This window comes from Paenibacillus sp. HW567, assembly GCF_000374185.1.
Taxonomy (GTDB): domain Bacteria; phylum Bacillota; class Bacilli; order Paenibacillales; family Paenibacillaceae; genus Paenibacillus_AQ.
In genome coordinates this window covers 3,530,632-3,549,770 of record NZ_KB910518.1, presented here as the reverse complement: position 1 = coordinate 3,549,770, position 19,139 = coordinate 3,530,632, and the positions used below count along the sequence as shown (strand labels likewise).

The window sequence follows — 19,139 nt, the reverse complement described above, 5'->3', positions numbered from 1 at the left end:
GAGAACTTGTCCAGATTAAAACTAAAAAAACTGACACTGATAGAATATCGGCGTCAGTTTTTAGCCGGATTTCCACCGCGAACAGCGGTATAAATCAAGAAATCTGCAGGCGGGCAGCGGCCGGAAGTCCAAACATTCCCCGCAGTTACGACCCAAACCCTAGCATGAAGATCTAAAGTTCAACTTATATAGCTATGCTCCGCTAACTGCACCTCGAAGCCGTCCGGGTCCAGTACATAAAAGTACCGCAGGCGGGGGTTCGGCGTGATTGGTCCACGCGCTATCAGGATGCCCTGGTTTGTCAAAGTCTCTATGGCCTCGTCCAGCGATTCCACCTCGAAACCAATGGAAACACCGCATTCCGGCTTCAGGATCTGATCGCTTCCCTGAATAAGCTCAATCTTGGGCTGCCCCTCCGTGCCTAACATGGCAATCTGTCTGCCTCTGCTCTCAAATCTACGGTCAATCGGAAGCCCCAAAATGCTGTGATAAAAATTAAGGGAAGCCTCCAGATCGCGCACCCTGAGCGTAATCCAATTCAGGTTTACTTTCATGATTTAAAACTCCTTTATTGTATAGTTACCTCTCGTATATGCTAGATTAGAAGATTCCGGGTGTTAAATCAACAGGGTATTTGGACTGATGCTAGCGATGAGCTTTGTGAGACTCCACAAAAAAGACCCCTGAGCTGAAAAAGCCCGGGGGTCGTTCTATAATCTTCCCTTAGGTAATGGAAGCTTCGTAGATATCTTGAGTGGATTGTGCGAGCATGGCGTTGAATTCATCTTCGGTTTGCTGGTCGCTTAGCCCCTGTGATAGGGCGCGGGAGAAGCTGGCGATTAGCCCGTGGTTATGTGCCAGCTTGGCATTGGCTTCCGCTTGGGTGTAGCCGCCTGACAAAGCTACGACCCGTACCACATGCGGATCTTTGATTAAATCGCTGTAGAAATTGTCTTCGGTCGGTATGGACAGCTTAAGCATGACCTTCACGTCTTTGCCAAGAGTGGATAATTGAGCGGAAAGCTCATTTCTTAAAAGCTGTTCCGACTTAGCCTTATCCGCACTGTGGATATCAACCTCCGGTTCGATGATCGGGACCAGACCATATCCGGCAATTTGCTTGGCAATGGCGAACTGCTGCTCTACGGCCTGTCTGATACCCGCAGGGTCCGCTTCTTTAATCAGAGAGCGCATCTTGGTCCCGAAGACATGCTTCTGGACCGCCCGCCCAAGCAGATCATCCAGACCGGGGATGGGCTTCATGAGCTGAACCCCGTTTTCGGGATCGGCCAGCCCCTGATCGACTTTTAAAAAAGGAACAATCCCCTTCTGCTCCCAAAGGTAATCGGCGGTTAATTGGCCGTCAATGGAACGATCCATCGTGTTCTCAAAAAGAATGGCGCCCAAAATGTACCTGGAATCAAACGCAGGACTCTTAATAATACGCGTTCTCATCTCGTGCACCCGCTCAAACATCTCTTCCTCAGTGGTATAGCGGTCTTCCTGAATGCCATATTGCAGCAGAGCTTTTGGAGTGCTTCCGCCGCTTTGATCCAAAGCCGCAATGAAGCCCTTTCCCGTGTGAATCCGATCCAATTGTTTCGTATTCATGGTCATTTCTCCTTTCCCTTACGTGAAAAAATGGCAGCTTGATTCTGTTATTATAGCAAATTCGTACGCAAGCATACATGTACAGCACATTTTCATCCAGCGTGACAACAATGTTACATTACACTCCTGCTTGTCATCTGAATCAAACGACAGCACTGGCTATGGAGCCATACAATTAGTAAGGTGGAACGGCCTGTTCGTTCAGAATAGGTTAGTCCTAAATTTGAAAGTGGGAGAGGATTGTACTTGAACAAGAAAAGGCGTAACCGCCGCATGTGCGGCATTCTGACCGCTGTGCTGCTGACGACATTTGCCGGTGAAGCAGGTGCGGCTGCCCGGCAGCCTGAACCGGACGCGCCGGTCTCTGACCAGCAGCATGCCATACCCGGCAGTAACGCCTTGGGAGCTTATGCGAGCGGACCGCGGGATGCCAAGGAGGTGGAGAAGTTTTTCGATGCGTTTTTTGCTCAGGCTGCCGTTAAGAAGAAGGCCGGGGCTGCTGCGGTATCCGTCGTACAGGACAGCAAAGTGCTTTTATCCAAAAGCTATGGGAGTACGAACCCGGCCTCGAAGCGGGTGGAGGAAGGGAAGGATATCTTTCGGATCGGCTCCGTCTCCAAAGTATTTACTGCTGCCGCTATTATGCAGCTTGTCGATCAGGGGAAGCTGTCCCTTCAGGATAATATCGAAAAATACCTGGATGGCTACAAAGTAACCAATCCCTTCGATACGCCTGTAACCATCGAGAATCTGTTAACACACACAACCGGCTTTGAAGTGCGCGAGCCTTCGGATGCCAGCTATCTCATGGACCCGTCCCAGAAGCCGGTCACGTTAAAACAAAGCATCTTCGAGGTGTTCCCTCCGGTAATCCGCAAGCCGGGAACGGCCTATATGTACGATAATTTCGCTTCTCGGCTGCAAGGATATATTGTCCAGCAGGTAAGCGGAGAATCCTTCGGGAGCTATATGCAAAAGCATCTCTTTGGCCCGCTGGGTATGAAGTCAAGCAGCTTTGGCATGAGTAAGGAGTTGACCCGGAGGCTTGCGCCCTCATACGATCCAGCGGGAAGCGCTATTCCGGTGTACGGATTTTCGCCAAGCGAATGGCCGGAGGGCAGCATGATCTCGACAGCCTCCGATATGGCGCTGTTTATGAAAGCTTTTCTGAACGGGGGGCGGGCGGCTGACGGTAAGGTGATCCTGTCTCCTGCGTCGGTAAAGGCGATGTCGGCTTACAAGATAGCCATCCATCCCGATTTTCCGGATACGACTTACGGCTTTGAAGCGCCTGTGCTTCCGTCCAAAACGAACGGTGAGCATGTGATCTCCAAAGGCGGCGACATTCAGGGCTATAGCTCGCTGCTATGGCTGCTGCCTGACCGGAAAACAGGTGTCTTCGTTACCTACAATACGAATCAGGATTTGCGGAACGATCTGTTCACCGCATTTATGGATCATTATTATGCGGGAGGAAAACCGGCTTACGATACGAAGGGATACAAAGCGCAGTCCGCAGACCAACTCGCCAAATTCGCAGGGCTGTACTCCGATTTACGGATCAAATTATTGACCAGGGTCGAAGTGGCCGGTGATGGAATCCTGAAGGTAAGCGATGCCTTCGGCAGCCACCAGCTTCAGCAGATCGACGATCTGTTATTTATGGATAAGGAGGGCAACCCGCTTGCATTCAAGACGGATGCCACCGGCAGCATCTCTTATATGAAATACACCAACCTATACAGTTATGCAGCGAAAATACCGGAGCATTTGCCCGTTTTCCCGGACGTTGGTGTGGATCATCCGTATGCGAGCTATATTCTCAGCCTGAAGTCACTTGGCTATTTAACAGAGGATTTGTCACAGCCGTTTCAGCCGCTGCAAACTGTTACCCGTGGAGCGTTCATCCATGCCTTCAACGCAATCTGGAGCATTCCGGCATCCTCTAACCCGTCCGTATTCAAGGACACTGAGCATACCCAGTATCGAAAAGATATCCAGGCTGCGATAGAGTCCGGCTTGCTTGAGGGTACGGGGAACGGCTTGTTTGAACCGGACCGTCCGATTCTCCGCGAGGAAGCTGCTGTGATCTGTTACCGCCTGCTGACTGCAACGGGAATCCGGCAGCCGGATGCTACAGCGGCGCTGGCACCGGGCACGTCGAAGTGGGCAGTTGATGCTGTCCGCTCGGCAGTAGCCTGGAAGCTGCATGGGCCTGAGGTTACCGAATCGGCCGGCAAGTCCGATTACGGCTCTCAGCGGGCATTGAACAAGCAGGAGCTGGCCGCGCTGCTGTTCACGATGCTGCTTCCGCAGTAAGGTTGGCTGTTATGTACGAGAGCGTCAAGAAACCTATGCAAGCAATATCTTTTCCTCACGTCAATTGCGAGAGAATATTATTACTTACAAAATGTTATGTGATGCTGTAGAGGCTTCCGGTATGTTGATTCATCGGTTATCCGATGATGAGTTTCTTGATCACGAGAAATTTGCGGCCGCGCAACGGGAAATTGTATATTTTCTCACCCAGGTTCAGCGTTCCTTACAGGCAGAGCCCCTCAGGGCTAAGCATTACCCGACCAGAGAAGTGGCTCGTATGCTTGGGGTGTCCCACCAGACAATTTCCCGGTGGATTGCTCAAGGACGGTTCGCCGGTGTCACTAGACCAGAACCAGGAAAACATGTGGATATTCCTGCCAACGCGATTCTGGAGTATCCGAGTGGTGAGACAGTACGTATTAGTGAGGCTGCGAAGTCTTATCAGGCGCGTATGCAAGCTGCCGCGGAGACGGAATCTGAAGATGAGTTGTGCTTCATAACCGGCAAACTTAGTGCTTACGAAGAAAAGTATGGCCCGATTGAGCAATTCAAGCAAAAGAGTGATTCCGGGGAACTCGTTACTTCTGATGAGGATATAGATCTGGACGTATGGACATATTTGCTTAAAAGGAAACAGGAACTGCTTGGCTGAGTTTACGCAGGAAGTTTTCACTTCAAGTGAAATAGAGTAAGCAAACGGCAGAAATGCCGTTTTTTTGCCGTTCAGAAGTCTATTTAGCCTCCTCACACCCGCACAATCGGATAATACAAATTGCATTCGCAGTAGTGCTTATTGCATTTGGCGTAGTTGATGAGCTCGAAGCTGAACTTGTCCTCCAGCCCGAATTGCACGGTAGGCATCCACGTTTCGAAGATGTGCCTCCAGATGGCGCTTAAGGTTCGGGAACTGATTTCTTCCGGGCGGTGGGGGCCCATGTAGGTGAACACACCGTATTTGTGGGGAGCAATCTGCTTTACTGTCATGTCAGGCGGAACGATGCTGCTCTGATCCACTTGTACGGACGGCTGATACCAGGTGTAGCCCTGAAACGGATCTGGGACAGTGGTGTGCCCGATGTAGGTATCTTTATTCACCGGATTGATGATTCTTGGACGGCTATGATAAAAGAATTCGACACCAAGCCGGTTCGAGGTCTGATTTGCCATGTTGTCATTGACATCTACCCGGTGCTCCAGGCCGGCAATCGAGAAGGTAGGCAGTATGCTGGTGGAATGAAAATAGACAAGACCTTCCCCCGCGCGGTGCAGAAAATCCGCATTGAAGCGGTCCATGATCTGCAGCGGAGTGGGATTGCGCCGCCATCTGGCCGGGCTGATGTTGAATTCTTCCTTGAAAACTCTGTTGTAGGTGCGTTCGCAGCCGAAGGAGTATTTGGACGAGATAAATTCAATACTGCTCGGCTCATGCATCAAATCCCCGAGAGAGCAGGCGATCCGCCTTCTGCGGACATATTCCATCAGTCCGGTGGACGTGGCTCCTTTCCAGATGCGCAGCAGATGGAATTTGGAGATGTTCACCTGCGTCGAGATGTTATCCAGACTCAGCTCCTCCAGCAAATGACTTTCGATATATTCTGTGGTTTGGTTAATCGTTTCCAGGAGATGAAGATCCATGAGGGCTCCTTTTAAGGACGGCGAAGCCGTTTCTGCTTGTAAGTTGAATTTCACCTTCGCTAACACAGCAATTTTTGTCCGGTTCCTATAGCGGCAGTGTAGTATGATTTTACCATAACGGGAGGATGGGAACGATTACTTTATGAAGAAGGCAGGGTGAGAGTAAGAGATTATGGACAATGTTGCACAGGCAGAACTGAAAGCACGCTACATAGCTGCGCAGGAGAGTTTTATCGGGAAGGTCAAGGGCGATCCGAATGTGATTGCCATTATTGTCAGCGGGAGTCTCGCGTATGATGTGGTCTGGGAGAAAAGCGATATTGATATGACCATGATTGTCCGCGACCAGCCGCTTACCACTACAAGCTATTGCATTGATGAGGACGGCATTCTTATCAATGTGTATCTGATGGTCCGCAGCGAATTCAAGCGAGGGATGGAGCGGGCGATCGGCGGGTCCTTCTCTCAATCCTATTTCTCCAAGGGAAAAATGGTCTATTCCACAGATGACACTCTGATCGAATATTTCGAAGACCTGAAGCAGGTTGGCAGTGATGATATCGCAGTTTCCGCGCTCCATATTGCCAGTGCCATCGCTCACCTTCGCGACAAAGCCATGAAGTGGCTGACGGTAAGAAAGGACCCGCTGTATGCCCAGTATTATCTGCTCAAGGCTGCGGAGTCTGTCGCTCATATGGAGCTGTGTATCCGCGGGGAAGCGATATCCAGAGAGGCCATCCAAAGAGCGCTGGTGCTAAATCCGGAGGCCATCGTTCCATTTTATCAGGAAGCCATGTCCCATCATATGAGCGTGGAGGAAATTAAGAACGGTATAGAGCGGCTGGATCAGGTGCTTGAGCAGCATCTTTCCATTTTTGCTAAGCCGGTGATTGAATTCATGAGCGATCAGGAGATCAAAACCGTTACGCTTATTAATAAGCATTTTCACGTGAGTAGTGACATGCTGCTTGGTGTTATGGACTATTTAGCGGATCAAGGGGTCATCGAAAAGGTAACCCAGACCATCCGTATTACGCCCAAAAGCAAGCGTGCCGTTGAGGAAGTAGGCTATTTGTATATTCCATAGACATTGAGTGTTGAAAGGAGCCTTATTCATGCCGGTAAGAACAACCATCGAGATATCCGGGGCCAAGCAAAATAATCTGAAGAACATTTCGGTTGAAATTCCGCGGGACAAGCTGACGGTGATTACGGGAGTATCCGGCTCGGGGAAGTCCTCGCTTGCTTTTGATGTGATTTACGGGGAGGGCCAACGGCGGTTTCTGGACTCCATCTCGACCTTTGCGAAGAGCCGGATCAGTCAGCTTAAAAAAGCAAAGGTAGACTATGTGCGCGGGTTGTCCCCGGTAATCGCTATTGAGCAGAAAAAAAGCAATAACAATCCCCGCTCAACCGTCGGCACGGTTACGGACATCAACGATTATCTGCGTCTGCTCTACTCCACCGCAGGTGTCGGCAAATGCCCGGAATGCGGCCATTCCTTGAAGCAGCTCTCTGCTGCCCAGATTGCCGAGCGCATTTCCTCCTTGCCATTCGGAACGGTGGTGGAGCTGCGCGCGCCCGTCTATAAAGTGTTCGGAGAGGATTACAACTATACCTTTCAGCAACTGCGGGAAAAAGGGTATAAGAATCTGCTCGTAGACGGTGAAGCTTTTTCATTGGCCGAGAAGCGGGAACTGGATGAAACCAAGGAATACCACATTGAGATGATCATTGACCGTTTTCTTTTGAAGAAGGATACCTATATTCAATTGACCAAATCCATAGAAGCGGCGATGCTGGCTCTGGAAGAGGACATTATGATTAAGGTAGAGGTTCCGGGAGGTGTGGACCGTTCCTTTTATCAGGACTTCGGGTGCCCGGAGCATCATTTCTTCCTCTGTGATATGCAGCCCTTTCATTTCTCCTTCAATTCGCCTGTAAGCGCCTGCCATACCTGCCTCGGGGTGGGGATGTCGTATGTGGTGGAGCCGCGCTTCCTGGTGGTAGCGCCGGAGAAGAGCATCAACAAGGGGGCGCTTAAGAATACGGTTTTCAATCCGGCGGGGAAGGACAGCTACCGCTCTGTGCTGATGTACAGCTTGTCCCAGAAGTATAATTTCAGCCTGGACACCCCTTTCTGCGATCTTCCCAAGACGGTACATGACATTCTGTTCTATGGGACCAGAGGCGAGGTGGTTCCGATGCTCCAGCCAACCAACTCTACGAAGAAGAATTGGATGATTGGACGTGATCGGCCGTTCTGGGGTTTTGTCCATGAAATGGAGAGCTGGTATAAGCACTACATACGGAAGAGTTCGACCACTGAAGCTTTCGAGCCGACGTTTATCAAGGATTGTATGATTGAGAAAATCTGTCCCGAATGTCATGGAGCAAGGCTCAAGAAGCAGCGGCTTCAGGTAATACTCGGAGAAGAGAATATAGATCAGCTAAGCCGCAAACAGTTGCCGGAGCTGCTTCATTCATTGGGAACATTGACGTTCGATGAAGAGATTCGGGATGTGGCCTCCTCCATTATTCAAGAGATCAAGACAAGAGTGTCCCTGCTTATCGACATCGGGCTGCACTATATCAGTCTTAGCCGGAGAAGCGACAGCATCTCTGGGGGAGAGATGCAGCGGATCAAAATGTCAACCCAAATTAGCAGTGAGCTGATGGGAATGCTGTACGTTATGGATGAGCCGAGCATCGGCCTGCATCCCAGGGATTCCAGCCGGGTCATTGATACGATGAAGAAGCTGCGGGATATCGGCAATACCGTAATCGTTGTCGAGCATGATATGGATACGATACGAAGTGCGGATCATATCATCGAGATTGGTCCGGGTCCGGGGATTCATGGCGGCAATGTTGTCGCGAGCGGCAGACTGGAAGATATTATGCATGAGCCTCAGTCGGTAACCGGTCAATATCTGTCGGGGCAAGCCTGCATCCCTGTCCCGGCGAAGCGGAGGAGCTTGGGGGATGACTTTTTAAGCATTCAAGGGGCTAGAGAGAACAATCTGAAGAATGTGGATCTGGACATTCCGCTGGGGCTGTTCATCTGTGTGACCGGGGTATCCGGTTCCGGGAAAAGCTCGCTGATCAACCAAATCCTGTACAAGCAATTGAAGATTGATAAGACTTCTGCCCGGATTGTCGCGGGGGAGCATGATTTTGTGTTTGGCTCGGATCTGCTGAACAATGTGATCAATATCGACCAGACGCCTATCGGCAGGAACAGCAAATCCAATCCGGCAACCTACATTGGCATGTACGATAAAATCCGGGATTTGTTCGCCATGCAGCCGGAGGCCATCGACCGGGGATACCAGCCTATTGATTTCAGCCTGACTCATGCAGGAGGCACCCGCTGTGAGCAATGCGCGGGAGACGGCATTATCGTGACCAACCTGCAGTTCATGGCGGATATCGAAACCATTTGTCCGGTATGCAAAGGGCTGCGGTTCTCGGAAGAAGGTCTTGAAATCAAAGTGAAGGGCAAAAGCATCGCCGATGTGCTGGAGATGACAGTCGAGGAAGCCCGCGATTTCTTCCGTGAACACAAGTACCTGAAGCATAAGCTGGACATTATGGATGAGCTGGGACTTGGTTATATGCGGCTAGGACAAAGCTCAACCACCCTGTCAGGCGGGGAAGCGCAGCGTGTCAAGCTCGCCCATGAGCTGTCCAAGATCAAGCGGGGAGCCCATAATCTGTACATCCTTGATGAGCCAACCACGGGGCTGCATCTGTCGGATATTCAAAAGCTGCTGTTGTCTCTGGGCAAGCTGGTGGACAAGGGGCATACCGTAATCGTTGTCGAGCATCATCTGGATGTTATGAAATCCGCCGATTATATTATCGACATGGGACCGGAAGGCGGCCATGAGGGCGGTTACGTGGTTGCCGAGGGTACACCGGAGCAGGTTGCCCAAGTAGAGGCATCCCATACAGGGAAGTTTCTGCGCACGGTTCTGTAAAACGGGAAAGACGTATAGATGATGGAACAAGTGCTGATTCTTGCCGGGAAAGCCGAATTAAGGTAGGTTTCCCGGCATAAGGTACTTGTATTTTTTTGACGAGCGGGTTGAATTAGGTTAAGTGCAGAAGAGGATGAATTCGAGGAATAAAGGGCAAAGATCGGGAGGAGCAGTTATGAATATAACTAAAGTTGAAAAAGATGGCGTAAATGGCAAGCTGAAGATGTGCAAATGAAAGATGGAATGCATGCCCTCTCTTCCCGGCTGTACATGTCTCATGCAATGATGCGATTTCTAGAGTGCCGCGGAAGAGTGCATGGGTGTCTGCTATATTAATATTGAAAGCTTCGTACCCGGCTCCTGCTGACTTGTCTCGCCTTTTTTTGTATAGATTACAGTTTTTTCACTGGTGCCAGTGTTTTCCTCTTGTTTATTTTGAACCTCGTTCACTTCATCATCCTGCTCTTGATAATTAGAGATCGCATCATTTGTCTCGTTCGCTTTTGTATACATTGTTTTAGTAATGTTATCCACTTTTGCTTGTAATTTTGTTTTTTCTTCTTCGCTGCTAGCCGTTCTCAATCTACCCTCTAACTCTGTTTTTATTTTACTCATCCCTGCCATCTGATCTTTTGCGGAAGAAAAAGAAATAATGAACCCCATTTCCTGTGCATCCAATCCAGTTTTTCCAGCTTCAGAGTCATTATTTCCGCTATCCTCTTCCCCATTTGTCCTTTCAAGTTTCTCTTGTTGAATTTCTAGTTTTCTTTGCTCCATCTGTTTCCTTAAGTCTTGAAGCTGTTCCTGCAATTCTTTCTGTTTGTCCATCTTCTCTGCGGCAGACAATTCTTTATTGTTTGAGAGGGTTTGCAGTTGATTCTGCAGGTTTTCAATGTGACCTTGAGAAGATTTCAACTGACTGTCCTGATTCGTGCCGTATGTACTTAACGTCTGATTATAGCTGGCAGAATTGATCGTTGTATTATTAGTAATTTGCATGAGAAAATCCTCCTTTTTTGGCGTACTCCATTATCTACATATCGGTAGAACTCAGAGAAAATTTAATTATTTTGGTAATATTATGAAAATTACTTATCGGAGCGGATTGTGGGGGGAGTGAATACATACTACTGCGCCGGCAGTGGAGATAATATGATGTGACCGTAAATCGAGTATAGGAGTGATTATTTTTGGGTGTTGATTTGATCTGTACAATCGGTCCGGCCAGCTCTTCTCCTGCCGTTCTTCAGGAATTATTGCTTGGCGGCATGACGATAGCCCGGCTTAATATGTCGCACAGCAGCCATGAGGAGCATCAAGAGGTGATCAACGCCTTGAGCGCCGCTGCCGCCAAAACCGGAAAGCAGGTAAAGATCATGGGCGACCTGCAAGGACCCAAGATCCGCTTGAAAAGTGTGCAGGGGGACGCGGTTCAATTAGAAGAAGGCCAGAATTTTATCCTTGACCAGTCCGATGAGCCGGGAGGCCGGGAGCGGGCGGCGCTCGATAACGCCAGTGTGCTGGATGACATTCAAATAGGAGATACAGTCCTAATTAACGACGGGGAAGTCAAGCTTGAGGTGACAGATAAAAAGCCGGAAAGCATCGTAACACGCGTCACTGTTGGCGGAACGATCGGCAGCCGAAAGGGCGTCAATGTTCCCGGAACGAGACTTCGCTTGCCGGCGATTACAGCCAAAGACAAACGGGACCTTCAATTCCTGCTGGAGCAGGGGGTGGATTGGATTGCATGTTCCTTTATCCGCGAGGAGACTCATTTGGAGGAGATTCGGGAGTATATTGCTTCTCTGGGGCAATTTAAGCAACCGGGGCTCATTTCCAAAATCGAAACCGTTCATGCCGTTCTTAATTTCGCTTCAATAATGAAGGCTTCAGACGGAATTATGGTTGCCCGGGGGGATCTTGGCGTGGAGCTGCCTTTTGAGCAGATCCCGTTCATTCAAAAAGCGCTTCTCCAAGAGTGCAGCCGTTCCAAGACCTATGCCATCACGGCTACGCATATGCTTCAATCCATGACCGAGCATCCTGTACCGACGCGTGCCGAGGTGACAGATATCGCTCAAGCCGTACTGGATGGTTCAGATGCCGTGATGCTGTCGGCTGAAAGCTCGGTCGGCAAATTCCCGGTGCAAAGCACGAGAGTCATGGACACTGTAGCCAAATTTGCGGAGAAAATGAGCTTAAAGGCGAAAAACGGAGAGGATAGCCGTGATTGTACATTGGAGATGATCTACGGCCAGCCTCCCTTTGATAAGCTGCGTAAGAATAATAGCTCTGCGGACAATAACAAGAGTCGGGAAGGCTACCTGGTTTCCAAATAAGCAATGGCGAGCGCCCCGGTTACGGGGTTGCGGTAAGTCTCACAGGCCACATCGAATACCTGGCCAATCAATTCTTTTGTCAAAATATCCTCAGGTTTTCCGCTGGCTGCGACCTGACCTTCCTTCATGACATAGAGATAATCGCAGTATTCTGCGGCGAGGGCAAGGTCATGGAGCGCAGCGAGAATGCCGATGTCCAGCTTTTTAACAATATTCAAGATCTGCAGTTGGTATTTAATGTCCAAATGATTGGTAGGCTCGTCCAGAATCATGAATTCCGGCTGCTGCGCCAGCACGCGGGCCAGGATAACACGTTGCTTCTCTCCGCCGGATAATGAATTATAGCTGCGGTCTGCGTAACCTTCCAGGTTCACCTTACTTAGTGCGCCGGAGACGATGCTATAGTCCTCCCGGTTGTCAGTCTCCAGCATTCCCTTGTGCGGGGTTCTGCCCATCGCGACTATTTCACGGACAGTGAAGTCAAAGCTCAGCTCGTTAAATTGGCCGACCACGCCCAGCTTTTGTGCCACAGCTTTGGGACTTGATTTTATGACATCCAAATCAGATAAGAAAACATCGCCCTGACGCGGCTTGATGACTTTATAGATGCTTTTTAGAAGCGTGGATTTGCCGCAGCCGTTCGGTCCAATGAGGCCGACAAACTGCTTGTTGTGAACTTTCAGGGATACATCCTTTACAATATTGGCATTTGAAAAAGAAACGGACAGACGGTCAACATTCAAATTCATCAGGATCTGCCTCCAAACGCATAGCCTTTTTTGATCAGCATGTACATGAACATCGGTGCGCCAATCAAGGCGGTAATAATCCCAATCGGAAGCTCCACATTCGGCACAATTGTCCGGGCGATGACATCCGTCCAGATCAGGAAGATGGCACCGAACAGTATGGACGCCGGGAGCAGCCTGCGGTGATCGGAGCCGACAAGCCCTCTCACCATATGGGGAATAATCAGTCCCACGAATCCGATCATGCCGCAGCTTGCCACCATTACCCCGGTAATCAGCGCAGTAAGAATCATGTAGGCCTTGCGGTATACACTCAGATTAATGCCCAGCGTGACAGCAGCCTCGTCTCCAAGCAGCATTGTGTTCAGTACACGGGATTGCAGCAGGAAAAAGATAACAGACAGCAGCACAGCGACTCCAATCAGCGGCAGCTTATCCCAGCTAGAAGCGGCCAGGCTGCCCATTGTCCAGAAAGTAACCGTCTTGATGCCTTCGGCATTGTTCGCGAAATAGACGATGAAATTGGCAAAGGCGGTGCATAAGGCATTGATGACCATACCGGCCAGAACCAGCTTGACAGAGGTCATTTTGCCGCCTGCACTGGCAAGGAGCAAGACGAGCAGCGAAGCGCCAACCGCGCCGGCAAATGCCCAGAACGCGATTCCCGTTTGACCCAGCAGCCCCATAGAGCCGAAGCCGATTAAGATTGCAAACGTTGCTCCAAGAGAAGCGCCGGAAGATATACCGAGTATGTATGGATCAGCCAGAGGATTCTGAACAGCGGCCTGCATGATGGTTCCGCATAACGTAAGGCCGGCACCGATGAACATAGCCATCAGGACGCGGGGAAAACGGATTTTCCAGATAATATCAACGTAAGAACCGGAGGTCAGCTCCTGAGCGTCTCCGATTTGAATGCCTGTAATGTGATGGAGCAGAATCCGGTAGGATTGGGATACGGGGATGTCTACCTGCCCGAAGGAGACCGCTGCGCCAACCGATAGAAAAGTGATAACCAGCAGGACCAGGATGACAGTCGTGAAGCCGTAGCGGCTATGAATAATGGATTTTTTTGATTCAGATTGCTCTAACAGATCAGTTTGCATGGCATTCAAAGGGCTCCTTAAGAAATATGTTTAATTTAAAATATAGTTCATAATGAGAACGATTGTCAATGATAATAGTTCTCATTGACAGGAGGTCCGACTTTCTATATTCTACGAGAAGTATCTCATGCCGGGCAGCAGCTTAAGTGTGCCGGACAGGATACACTATTGTTATTAATAGCAAAGGGGACTAGATTCATGAAAAATGTATTCAAGAGATATGTGCCGCTGCTCGCGGTTTTGGTAATGGCGGTTATGATAGCGGCTTGTTCTTCAAAGACATCGAACCAGAATGAAGCAGCTAGTTCGGCAGCGCCTGCAAGCAGCAGTAACGCCAGCACCAGCACAGAGACGGCAGCTCCAAGCAACAAGACCGTATACCCGCTCACCATTGAGAATTACTCGAAGAAGGGGGAAGGAACGGAATGGACGGCCAAATCCCAGACCTTCGACAAGGCTCCTGAAAAAGTTGTAGCCAACACCCAGGGCGCCGCGGAGCTGCTGATTAAGCTGGGCTTGACCGACAAAATGGTAGGGGTTGCTGCACTTTACGGCAACGGTGATCCCTCTGTTCAGGAGGAATTCAAGAAAATACCAGTAATCTCCAAGGAGTATGCAAGTAAAGAGCTGGTTGTTGGGGCAAGTCCCGATCTGGTCCTGGGACGCGGTGATCTGTTCGCAGATGCCGACTGGGGCGTTGGAACTGTAGATGGACTGAATGAGCTTGGCATTAAGACATTCGTGCAGAGCACCAGCGTTAAGGGAGCGACCCTTGACAGCTTGTACAAGGATATTGAACAGCTTGGCCAAATTTTTGATGTGCAGGACAAAGCAGCCGCCTATATCGAGGAATTGAAAAACCGCGCACAGAAGCTGAAGGATGATTCCGCGGCCAGAGGCGAGAAGACCTTTGCGTATGTTTCCGATGGCGGAAATGGGGAAATCAAGGTGTACAGCGGAAATATCGACACGTTTGCCGGAGATGTGCTTGGCTTGCTTGGACTCAAAAACAGCTTCGGTACAGTTACCGGCGATATCAGCAAAGAGCAGCTAATCGCGACCAACCCGGATGTGATGCTGCTCTCGGTGTACACCGGCGGAGTGGACCCGGAGCAGACGCTAAAGGCATTCTACGCCGATCCGTCGCTGCAAAGCCTGAATGCCATCAAGAACAAGGCGATTTATAAAATCGACTTCAACCAGTTCTGGGGCTACAGCTACTCTATCTTCGACGGAGCTGAGAAGCTCGCAACCGAGCTTGTTGCCAAGCCATAACTAAGCTGATCCCTCAGTTTACTAGAAGCGGATTGGGCCGTCACCAGGGTGACGGTTCGATCTGCTTTTTGCTGGTTTGAGGAATTAAGGTTGGCATCGCCTGAGGTACGATAGTGTACAGAAACAACGGCAGAAATGCCGCTGCTGGAGCGCCTCCAGCGGGAACCGGGTGAAACAACGGCAGAAATGCCGTTGTGGGAGTGCCCCCGGCGGGAACCGGACGGAACAACGGCAGAAATGCCGCTGTGGGGGCGTCCCCGGCGGGAACCAGGCGGAACAACGGCAGAAATGCCGTTGTTGGAGCGCCCCGGCGGGAACCGGGCGGAATAACGGCAGAAATGCCGCTGCTGGAGCGCCTCCAGCGGGAACCGGGCGAAACAACGGCAGAAATGCCGCTGCTGGAGCGCCCCCGGCGGGAACCGGGCGAAACAACGGCAGAAATGCCGCTGTTAGAGCGCCCCCGGCGGGAACCGGGCGAAACAACGGCAGAAATGCCGCTGTTGGTGTGCCCAACGGAGGTCGTTAGTTCCTGCCTGTATAGATTGAATTTAGAATTACCAAAAAGGGGGAGTGACGGAGGGGAAGTTTGGAACTGGAGGAGCGAAAGCGTCCGCCTTTGTCTGCGGATTTCCACCGCTAACAGCGGTATAAATCAAGAAATCTGCAGACAACAGCGGCCGGAAGTCCAAACATTCCCCGGAGTCACAACTCGACCCTTTTTGAGATATATTAAACTCAATCTATAATTTTAATTTTGAATAATAAGCACTAAAGATATAAAATATAGTGGCTAACGATTTAATAAGAGCTTGGGGGAACAGAAGAGTGGAACTTGGAATAAGCACCTTTGTCGAGACAACGCCTGACGTGGAAACGGGTACAACGATGAGCCACGCGGAGCGGATGCGTGAAGTGGTAGAGGAAATTATACTTGCCGATGAGGTGGGCTTGGATGTATACGGGGTCGGGGAGCATCACCGTCCGGATTTTGCGGCTTCCTCGCCGGCGGTAGTGATGGCTGCGGCAGCATCCCGGACAACCAGAATCCGGTTGACCAGTGCCGTTATGATCCTGTCGTCCGCCGATCCGGTGCGGGTGTTTCAGGATTTTGCTACACTGGACGGCATTTCGAACGGCCGCGCCGAGATTATGGTCGGACGTGGTTCGTTTACTGAATCTTTTCCGTTATTCGGGTGCGATCTGAACGACTACGAAGAATTATTCGAAGAGAAGCTGGATTTGCTGCTTAAGCTCCAGGCTTCCGAGCGGGTAAGCTGGGAAGGCAAGCACCGGCCTGCTATACATAATCTGGGGATCTATCCGCGTCCGGTGCAGCAGCTCTTGCCGGTATGGATTGCCAGTGCGGGGAGTCCCGAATCCGCGGTTCGCGCAGGGGCGCTAGGTCTGCCTTTTGCGCTGGCGATGATCGGAGCGGTGCGTCCGTTGCAATTTGCATCACAGGTGCAGCTCTATAAAGAAGCAGCGGCTAAGGCGGGCCATGACAGCTCGCGGCTGCCGGTTGCAGCGCATGCTCATGGTTTTATTGCCGACAGCACGCCAAAGGCCATCGAACAGTTTTTCCCTTCTACATATGCCAGAACAAATGTGAGAGCGGTGGAGAAGGGATTGCCTGCCTATCACCGGTCGGATTATGATGCCGCCTGCAGCTTTGACGGAGCATTGTATGTAGGCGATCCAGAGACGGTTGCGGACAAAATCATCCATCTGCGCAAGCATGTGGGGATTACAAGATTCCTGCTGCATGTGCCGCATGGTACAATGCCGCATGCCCAGGTGATGGAGGCTATCAGGCTGCTTGGCACTGAAGTGGCGCCCCGTGTGCGTGCAGAGGTTGAACGCTGGGAGCAGGACAACCTGTAGGACACAGCTAATATAACAAGTAACGGCAACACACGGGAGGCAGGTCCGATGAAATCGCAAATGGTTATCTGGAAGCGGCAATGGCAGGAGCTTATTGAGACGCTTGGGGGGAAGGGTGCCTACACCCGGCTGAAGATTGCTCCGCCTGCTGCGGAAGGCGAGCTTGCCGAAGCGGAGTTCCGGCTGGGAATTCGGCTGCCAGAGGAGCTTCGCACCTTGCTGAGGGAGGGTGCAGGCCAAGCTTATGTCTACTGGAGCTTGCCGGACGAAGCAATTTTGCCTTTTGAGGTGAGCGGTGAACTGGGATGGGCTGTGGAGCAACTGGAATTTTTCGCTTACGGCGAAGATGATTCTGATGGGAATCAGCGTTATCTCAGCTTTCATACGGCCGGTAACGGAGATGAGCTGCTGCTGGACTTGAACAGTCCTTCCGGAACGGCAGTCGTACACTGGGCACATGAAACGGCAGAATATTTACTGCTTGCGCCGTCATTCACGGAGTTCATCGACCGGGTCACAGCGCTGGGTTGTGTGGGGGCGGAGGAATGGCAGTACCCTGGATTTTGCGGCAAAACCGGACTGGACCCGGAGCTGCCCGCCAGCAGGCAATGGAGCGCTTGGCTGCATCAATATCTGACACTGACCCTGGAGCAGGCGCAGAATGACTTGAACTCACTCCTTCTCTACACGGAAATGTTCGGTACGGATCAGGAGACTGCCGAAGCCTTCGCGCAATATAACGCTGAAGTGGTGTTGCGAGCTTTTGTGGGGCGGGCAAGCCATGAACAGAACATCAGCAATAGAGAAGCCATTATCTGTCTTGCCGGAGAGGTGCTTGGTCAGCAGGCAGCAGACTTTGTGCGTTCACTGTGGTCAGGTGCTCCCCCCGTTGCAATAAGCCGGAGTTCACTTGCCTATCTGTCTGCTCTTTGCTTGCCGGAAGGTGAAGGATTAGAGCGTGTCCTCTCCATGCTGGAGACTTCTGCACAAGCGCGGAAGCTGAGTGGTTATGAGGCGAATTCACATCTTAAATTCTTTCACAGCCGCAGTGTGCTGCGCTGGATGGAGGACAAGGCCACTTATCCGTATGACGGGTGGGATACGCTGTATGCTCACTCACAGCCCTCACCGTCTGACATTATTCATTGGCTTGGCTGTGGTGGCGTTCAGCGCCAGATTGCTGTTTCAGCATTACCTGATCTGCTCACCGATAAGGGGACTGAGGTCTTCAGCTCGGCAGATTTGGCGCAGATCCGCCGTTTGCTGGAACAGGCGCTTGAGGAGGCTGTACTGAAAAAAGAAAAGCAGGCTGTCCGCGAAGCTCTTGAGCGGCTGGGTTAAACGTTATTTTTTAACATTCCCGTTGATAATCTTGTCTATTACATGTCTTGTCTATAACAAGATGTCGCTTCCAGCCTTGGAATGGTATTATAGGAAGTGGGGTGAATATGATAATGAACAATAAGTTAACGAGCGATGAAGCAACAAATGAAGAAATAACCCATGAAGCGGAATTAAATGAAGAAGCGACTGGCACCGAGGAACCGTTGACCGAAGAAGAAAAGATGGCAGCGCTTGTCAACGCGGTTCACCATAACGGTATCGTAGCGCTGAAGATGCATTTCCAAGAGGTTCAGGGTCAAGTGATGAATCTGGAAGCGTATGGTCCGACTTTTGTGTTTCATGTTATGGACGAAGCGAAGGATGTATATTCCTGCGGGTTTTTCCTGCGTGAGCTGGTTGCCAGATTCCAGACGAATAACAGCCCTTCAGTGTGGATGGCATCATTCTTTATCGACTTGATGAAGGTCAAGGGAGGCAAAGCCCTCTTACCGCCGCCTACAAGTGAAGAAGAAGCCAAGGCCATGATTGATAACATATTGGTGCCTCACTGTATTGCAGCCGTGCAGGAAGAGTTCGCCCCTGAGCAGGTGCACGCTGGCCTGGCCTGGAACGAGGTTCATGGTCCGGTATTTGAAGCGGGATTCCCGGCGGTGACCGAAGGAAATAACGTTTGTGCAATTCCTCTGCATCTGTTGCTGATACATCTTCAACTGAACCGGGACCCTTCGGAGCTGCTGCTTCAAGGCATGTACAACATTCGGAAAGAGCATGGCATGGAATAAGCTTTTTTTCATCTGCTGTGCAAATTACGAAAGAGATAGACCGCATCCTTATACAAGGAACGCGGTCTGTTTTTTTACATATATACTGGAATTTATAAGAAGTTTGTTAACA

16 protein-coding genes are annotated in these 19,139 nt (G+C 50.6%); 9 read left to right on the top strand and 7 right to left on the bottom strand.

What is annotated here, in order from left to right:
- Positions 1 to 179 precede the first annotated feature (179 nt).
- Positions 180 to 554 (bottom strand): VOC family protein, encoded by a 375-nt coding sequence (locus B212_RS0116255; protein WP_019911982.1) that lies wholly within the window; start codon positions 552 to 554, stop codon positions 180 to 182.
- 169 nt (positions 555 to 723) lie between these two features.
- Entirely contained in the window at positions 724 to 1,611 is an 888-nt protein-coding gene (locus B212_RS0116250) for a fructose bisphosphate aldolase (RefSeq protein ID WP_019911981.1), read from the bottom strand.
- 246 nt (positions 1,612 to 1,857) lie between these two features.
- Between B212_RS0116250 and B212_RS31645 the strand changes: the two genes are divergently transcribed.
- Both B212_RS31645 and B212_RS33215 read left to right on the top strand, forming a co-directional pair.
- Positions 1,858 to 3,930 (top strand): serine hydrolase, encoded by a 2,073-nt coding sequence (locus tag B212_RS31645; RefSeq protein WP_019911980.1) that lies wholly within the window; start codon positions 1,858 to 1,860, stop codon positions 3,928 to 3,930.
- 121 nt (positions 3,931 to 4,051) lie between these two features.
- Positions 4,052 to 4,582, top strand: coding sequence for a helix-turn-helix domain-containing protein (locus tag B212_RS33215; RefSeq protein ID WP_019911979.1), 531 nt, complete (start codon positions 4,052 to 4,054; stop codon positions 4,580 to 4,582).
- 92 nt (positions 4,583 to 4,674) lie between these two features.
- On the opposite strand, the gene B212_RS0116235 is transcribed toward B212_RS33215, so the two are convergent.
- A complete protein-coding gene (locus B212_RS0116235; protein WP_019911978.1) occupies positions 4,675 to 5,565 on the bottom strand; it encodes an effector binding domain-containing protein in 891 nt (296 codons plus the stop codon).
- A 172-nt stretch (positions 5,566 to 5,737) separates the two neighbouring features.
- Here B212_RS0116235 and B212_RS0116225 point away from each other — a divergent pair, with 172 nt between their 5' ends.
- Both B212_RS0116225 and uvrA read left to right on the top strand, forming a co-directional pair.
- Positions 5,738 to 6,652, top strand: a complete 915-nt coding sequence (locus B212_RS0116225) for a hypothetical protein (RefSeq protein WP_019911976.1) — start codon at positions 5,738 to 5,740, stop codon at positions 6,650 to 6,652.
- Positions 6,653 to 6,680: 28 nt separating this feature from the next.
- Complete coding sequence (gene uvrA, locus B212_RS0116220; RefSeq protein ID WP_019911975.1) at positions 6,681 to 9,548, top strand: excinuclease ABC subunit UvrA; 2,868 nt, start codon at positions 6,681 to 6,683, stop codon at positions 9,546 to 9,548.
- Positions 9,549 to 9,875: 327 nt separating this feature from the next.
- Here uvrA and B212_RS0116215 read toward each other — a convergent pair whose 3' ends face one another.
- Complete coding sequence (locus tag B212_RS0116215; protein WP_019911974.1) at positions 9,876 to 10,547, bottom strand: FlxA-like family protein; 672 nt, start codon at positions 10,545 to 10,547, stop codon at positions 9,876 to 9,878.
- Between the two features lie 191 nt (positions 10,548 to 10,738).
- Between B212_RS0116215 and pyk the strand changes: the two genes are divergently transcribed.
- Positions 10,739 to 11,890, top strand: a complete 1,152-nt coding sequence (gene pyk, locus B212_RS31635) for a pyruvate kinase (protein WP_019911973.1) — start codon at positions 10,739 to 10,741, stop codon at positions 11,888 to 11,890.
- On the opposite strand, the gene B212_RS0116205 is transcribed toward pyk, so the two are convergent.
- Positions 11,872 to 12,639: an ABC transporter ATP-binding protein gene (locus B212_RS0116205; RefSeq protein ID WP_019911972.1), complete on the bottom strand. Its 768-nt coding sequence runs from the start codon at positions 12,637 to 12,639 to the stop codon at positions 11,872 to 11,874. The genes pyk and B212_RS0116205 overlap by 19 nt on opposite strands.
- Complete coding sequence (locus B212_RS0116200; RefSeq protein WP_019911971.1) at positions 12,639 to 13,745, bottom strand: FecCD family ABC transporter permease; 1,107 nt, start codon at positions 13,743 to 13,745, stop codon at positions 12,639 to 12,641. Before B212_RS0116200 ends, B212_RS0116205 begins: the two co-directional genes overlap by 1 nt.
- Positions 13,746 to 13,943: 198 nt before the next feature.
- Here B212_RS0116200 and B212_RS0116195 point away from each other — a divergent pair, with 198 nt between their 5' ends.
- Positions 13,944 to 15,020: an ABC transporter substrate-binding protein gene (locus B212_RS0116195; protein ID WP_019911970.1), complete on the top strand. Its 1,077-nt coding sequence runs from the start codon at positions 13,944 to 13,946 to the stop codon at positions 15,018 to 15,020.
- Positions 15,021 to 15,060: 40 nt separating this feature from the next.
- Here the strand turns inward: B212_RS0116195 and B212_RS34550 are convergent, their stop codons facing one another.
- Positions 15,061 to 15,654: a hypothetical protein gene (locus B212_RS34550; RefSeq protein WP_156830148.1), complete on the bottom strand. Its 594-nt coding sequence runs from the start codon at positions 15,652 to 15,654 to the stop codon at positions 15,061 to 15,063.
- Positions 15,655 to 15,845: 191 nt separating this feature from the next.
- Here B212_RS34550 and B212_RS0116185 point away from each other — a divergent pair, with 191 nt between their 5' ends.
- The 3 genes from B212_RS0116185 to B212_RS0116175 all read left to right on the top strand — a co-directional run bounded on the left by B212_RS0116185 (position 15,846) and on the right by B212_RS0116175 (position 19,027).
- On the top strand, positions 15,846 to 16,901 hold the full coding sequence (locus B212_RS0116185; protein WP_019911968.1) for an Atu2307/SP_0267 family LLM class monooxygenase: 1,056 nt from the start codon (positions 15,846 to 15,848) through the stop codon (positions 16,899 to 16,901).
- Positions 16,902 to 16,949: 48 nt separating this feature from the next.
- A complete protein-coding gene (locus B212_RS0116180) occupies positions 16,950 to 18,242 on the top strand; it encodes an SMI1/KNR4 family protein (RefSeq protein ID WP_019911967.1) in 1,293 nt (430 codons plus the stop codon).
- Positions 18,243 to 18,355: 113 nt separating this feature from the next.
- Positions 18,356 to 19,027: a hypothetical protein gene (locus B212_RS0116175; RefSeq protein ID WP_156830147.1), complete on the top strand. Its 672-nt coding sequence runs from the start codon at positions 18,356 to 18,358 to the stop codon at positions 19,025 to 19,027.
- Positions 19,028 to 19,139 lie beyond the last annotated feature (112 nt).

Excerpts from the sequence above, each read along its gene's own strand:
- B212_RS0116175 (WP_156830147.1), top strand. The coding sequence starts at position 18,356 with ATGAACAATAAGTTAACGAGCGATGAAGCAACAAATGAAGAAATAACC.
- B212_RS0116225 (WP_019911976.1), top strand. The coding sequence starts at position 5,738 with ATGGACAATGTTGCACAGGCAGAACTGAAAGCACGCTACATAGCTGCG.
- B212_RS0116195 (WP_019911970.1), top strand. The coding sequence starts at position 13,944 with ATGAAAAATGTATTCAAGAGATATGTGCCGCTGCTCGCGGTTTTGGTA.
- B212_RS0116255 (WP_019911982.1), bottom strand. The coding sequence starts at position 554 with ATGAAAGTAAACCTGAATTGGATTACGCTCAGGGTGCGCGATCTGGAG.
- B212_RS33215 (WP_019911979.1), top strand. The coding sequence starts at position 4,052 with ATGTTGATTCATCGGTTATCCGATGATGAGTTTCTTGATCACGAGAAA.
- B212_RS0116180 (WP_019911967.1), top strand. The coding sequence starts at position 16,950 with ATGAAATCGCAAATGGTTATCTGGAAGCGGCAATGGCAGGAGCTTATT.
- B212_RS0116205 (WP_019911972.1), bottom strand. The coding sequence starts at position 12,639 with ATGAATTTGAATGTTGACCGTCTGTCCGTTTCTTTTTCAAATGCCAAT.
- B212_RS0116200 (WP_019911971.1), bottom strand. The coding sequence starts at position 13,745 with ATGCAAACTGATCTGTTAGAGCAATCTGAATCAAAAAAATCCATTATT.
- B212_RS0116235 (WP_019911978.1), bottom strand. The coding sequence starts at position 5,565 with ATGGATCTTCATCTCCTGGAAACGATTAACCAAACCACAGAATATATC.
- B212_RS0116215 (WP_019911974.1), bottom strand. The coding sequence starts at position 10,547 with ATGCAAATTACTAATAATACAACGATCAATTCTGCCAGCTATAATCAG.
- uvrA (WP_019911975.1), top strand. The coding sequence starts at position 6,681 with ATGCCGGTAAGAACAACCATCGAGATATCCGGGGCCAAGCAAAATAAT.
- B212_RS0116250 (WP_019911981.1), bottom strand. The coding sequence starts at position 1,611 with ATGAATACGAAACAATTGGATCGGATTCACACGGGAAAGGGCTTCATT.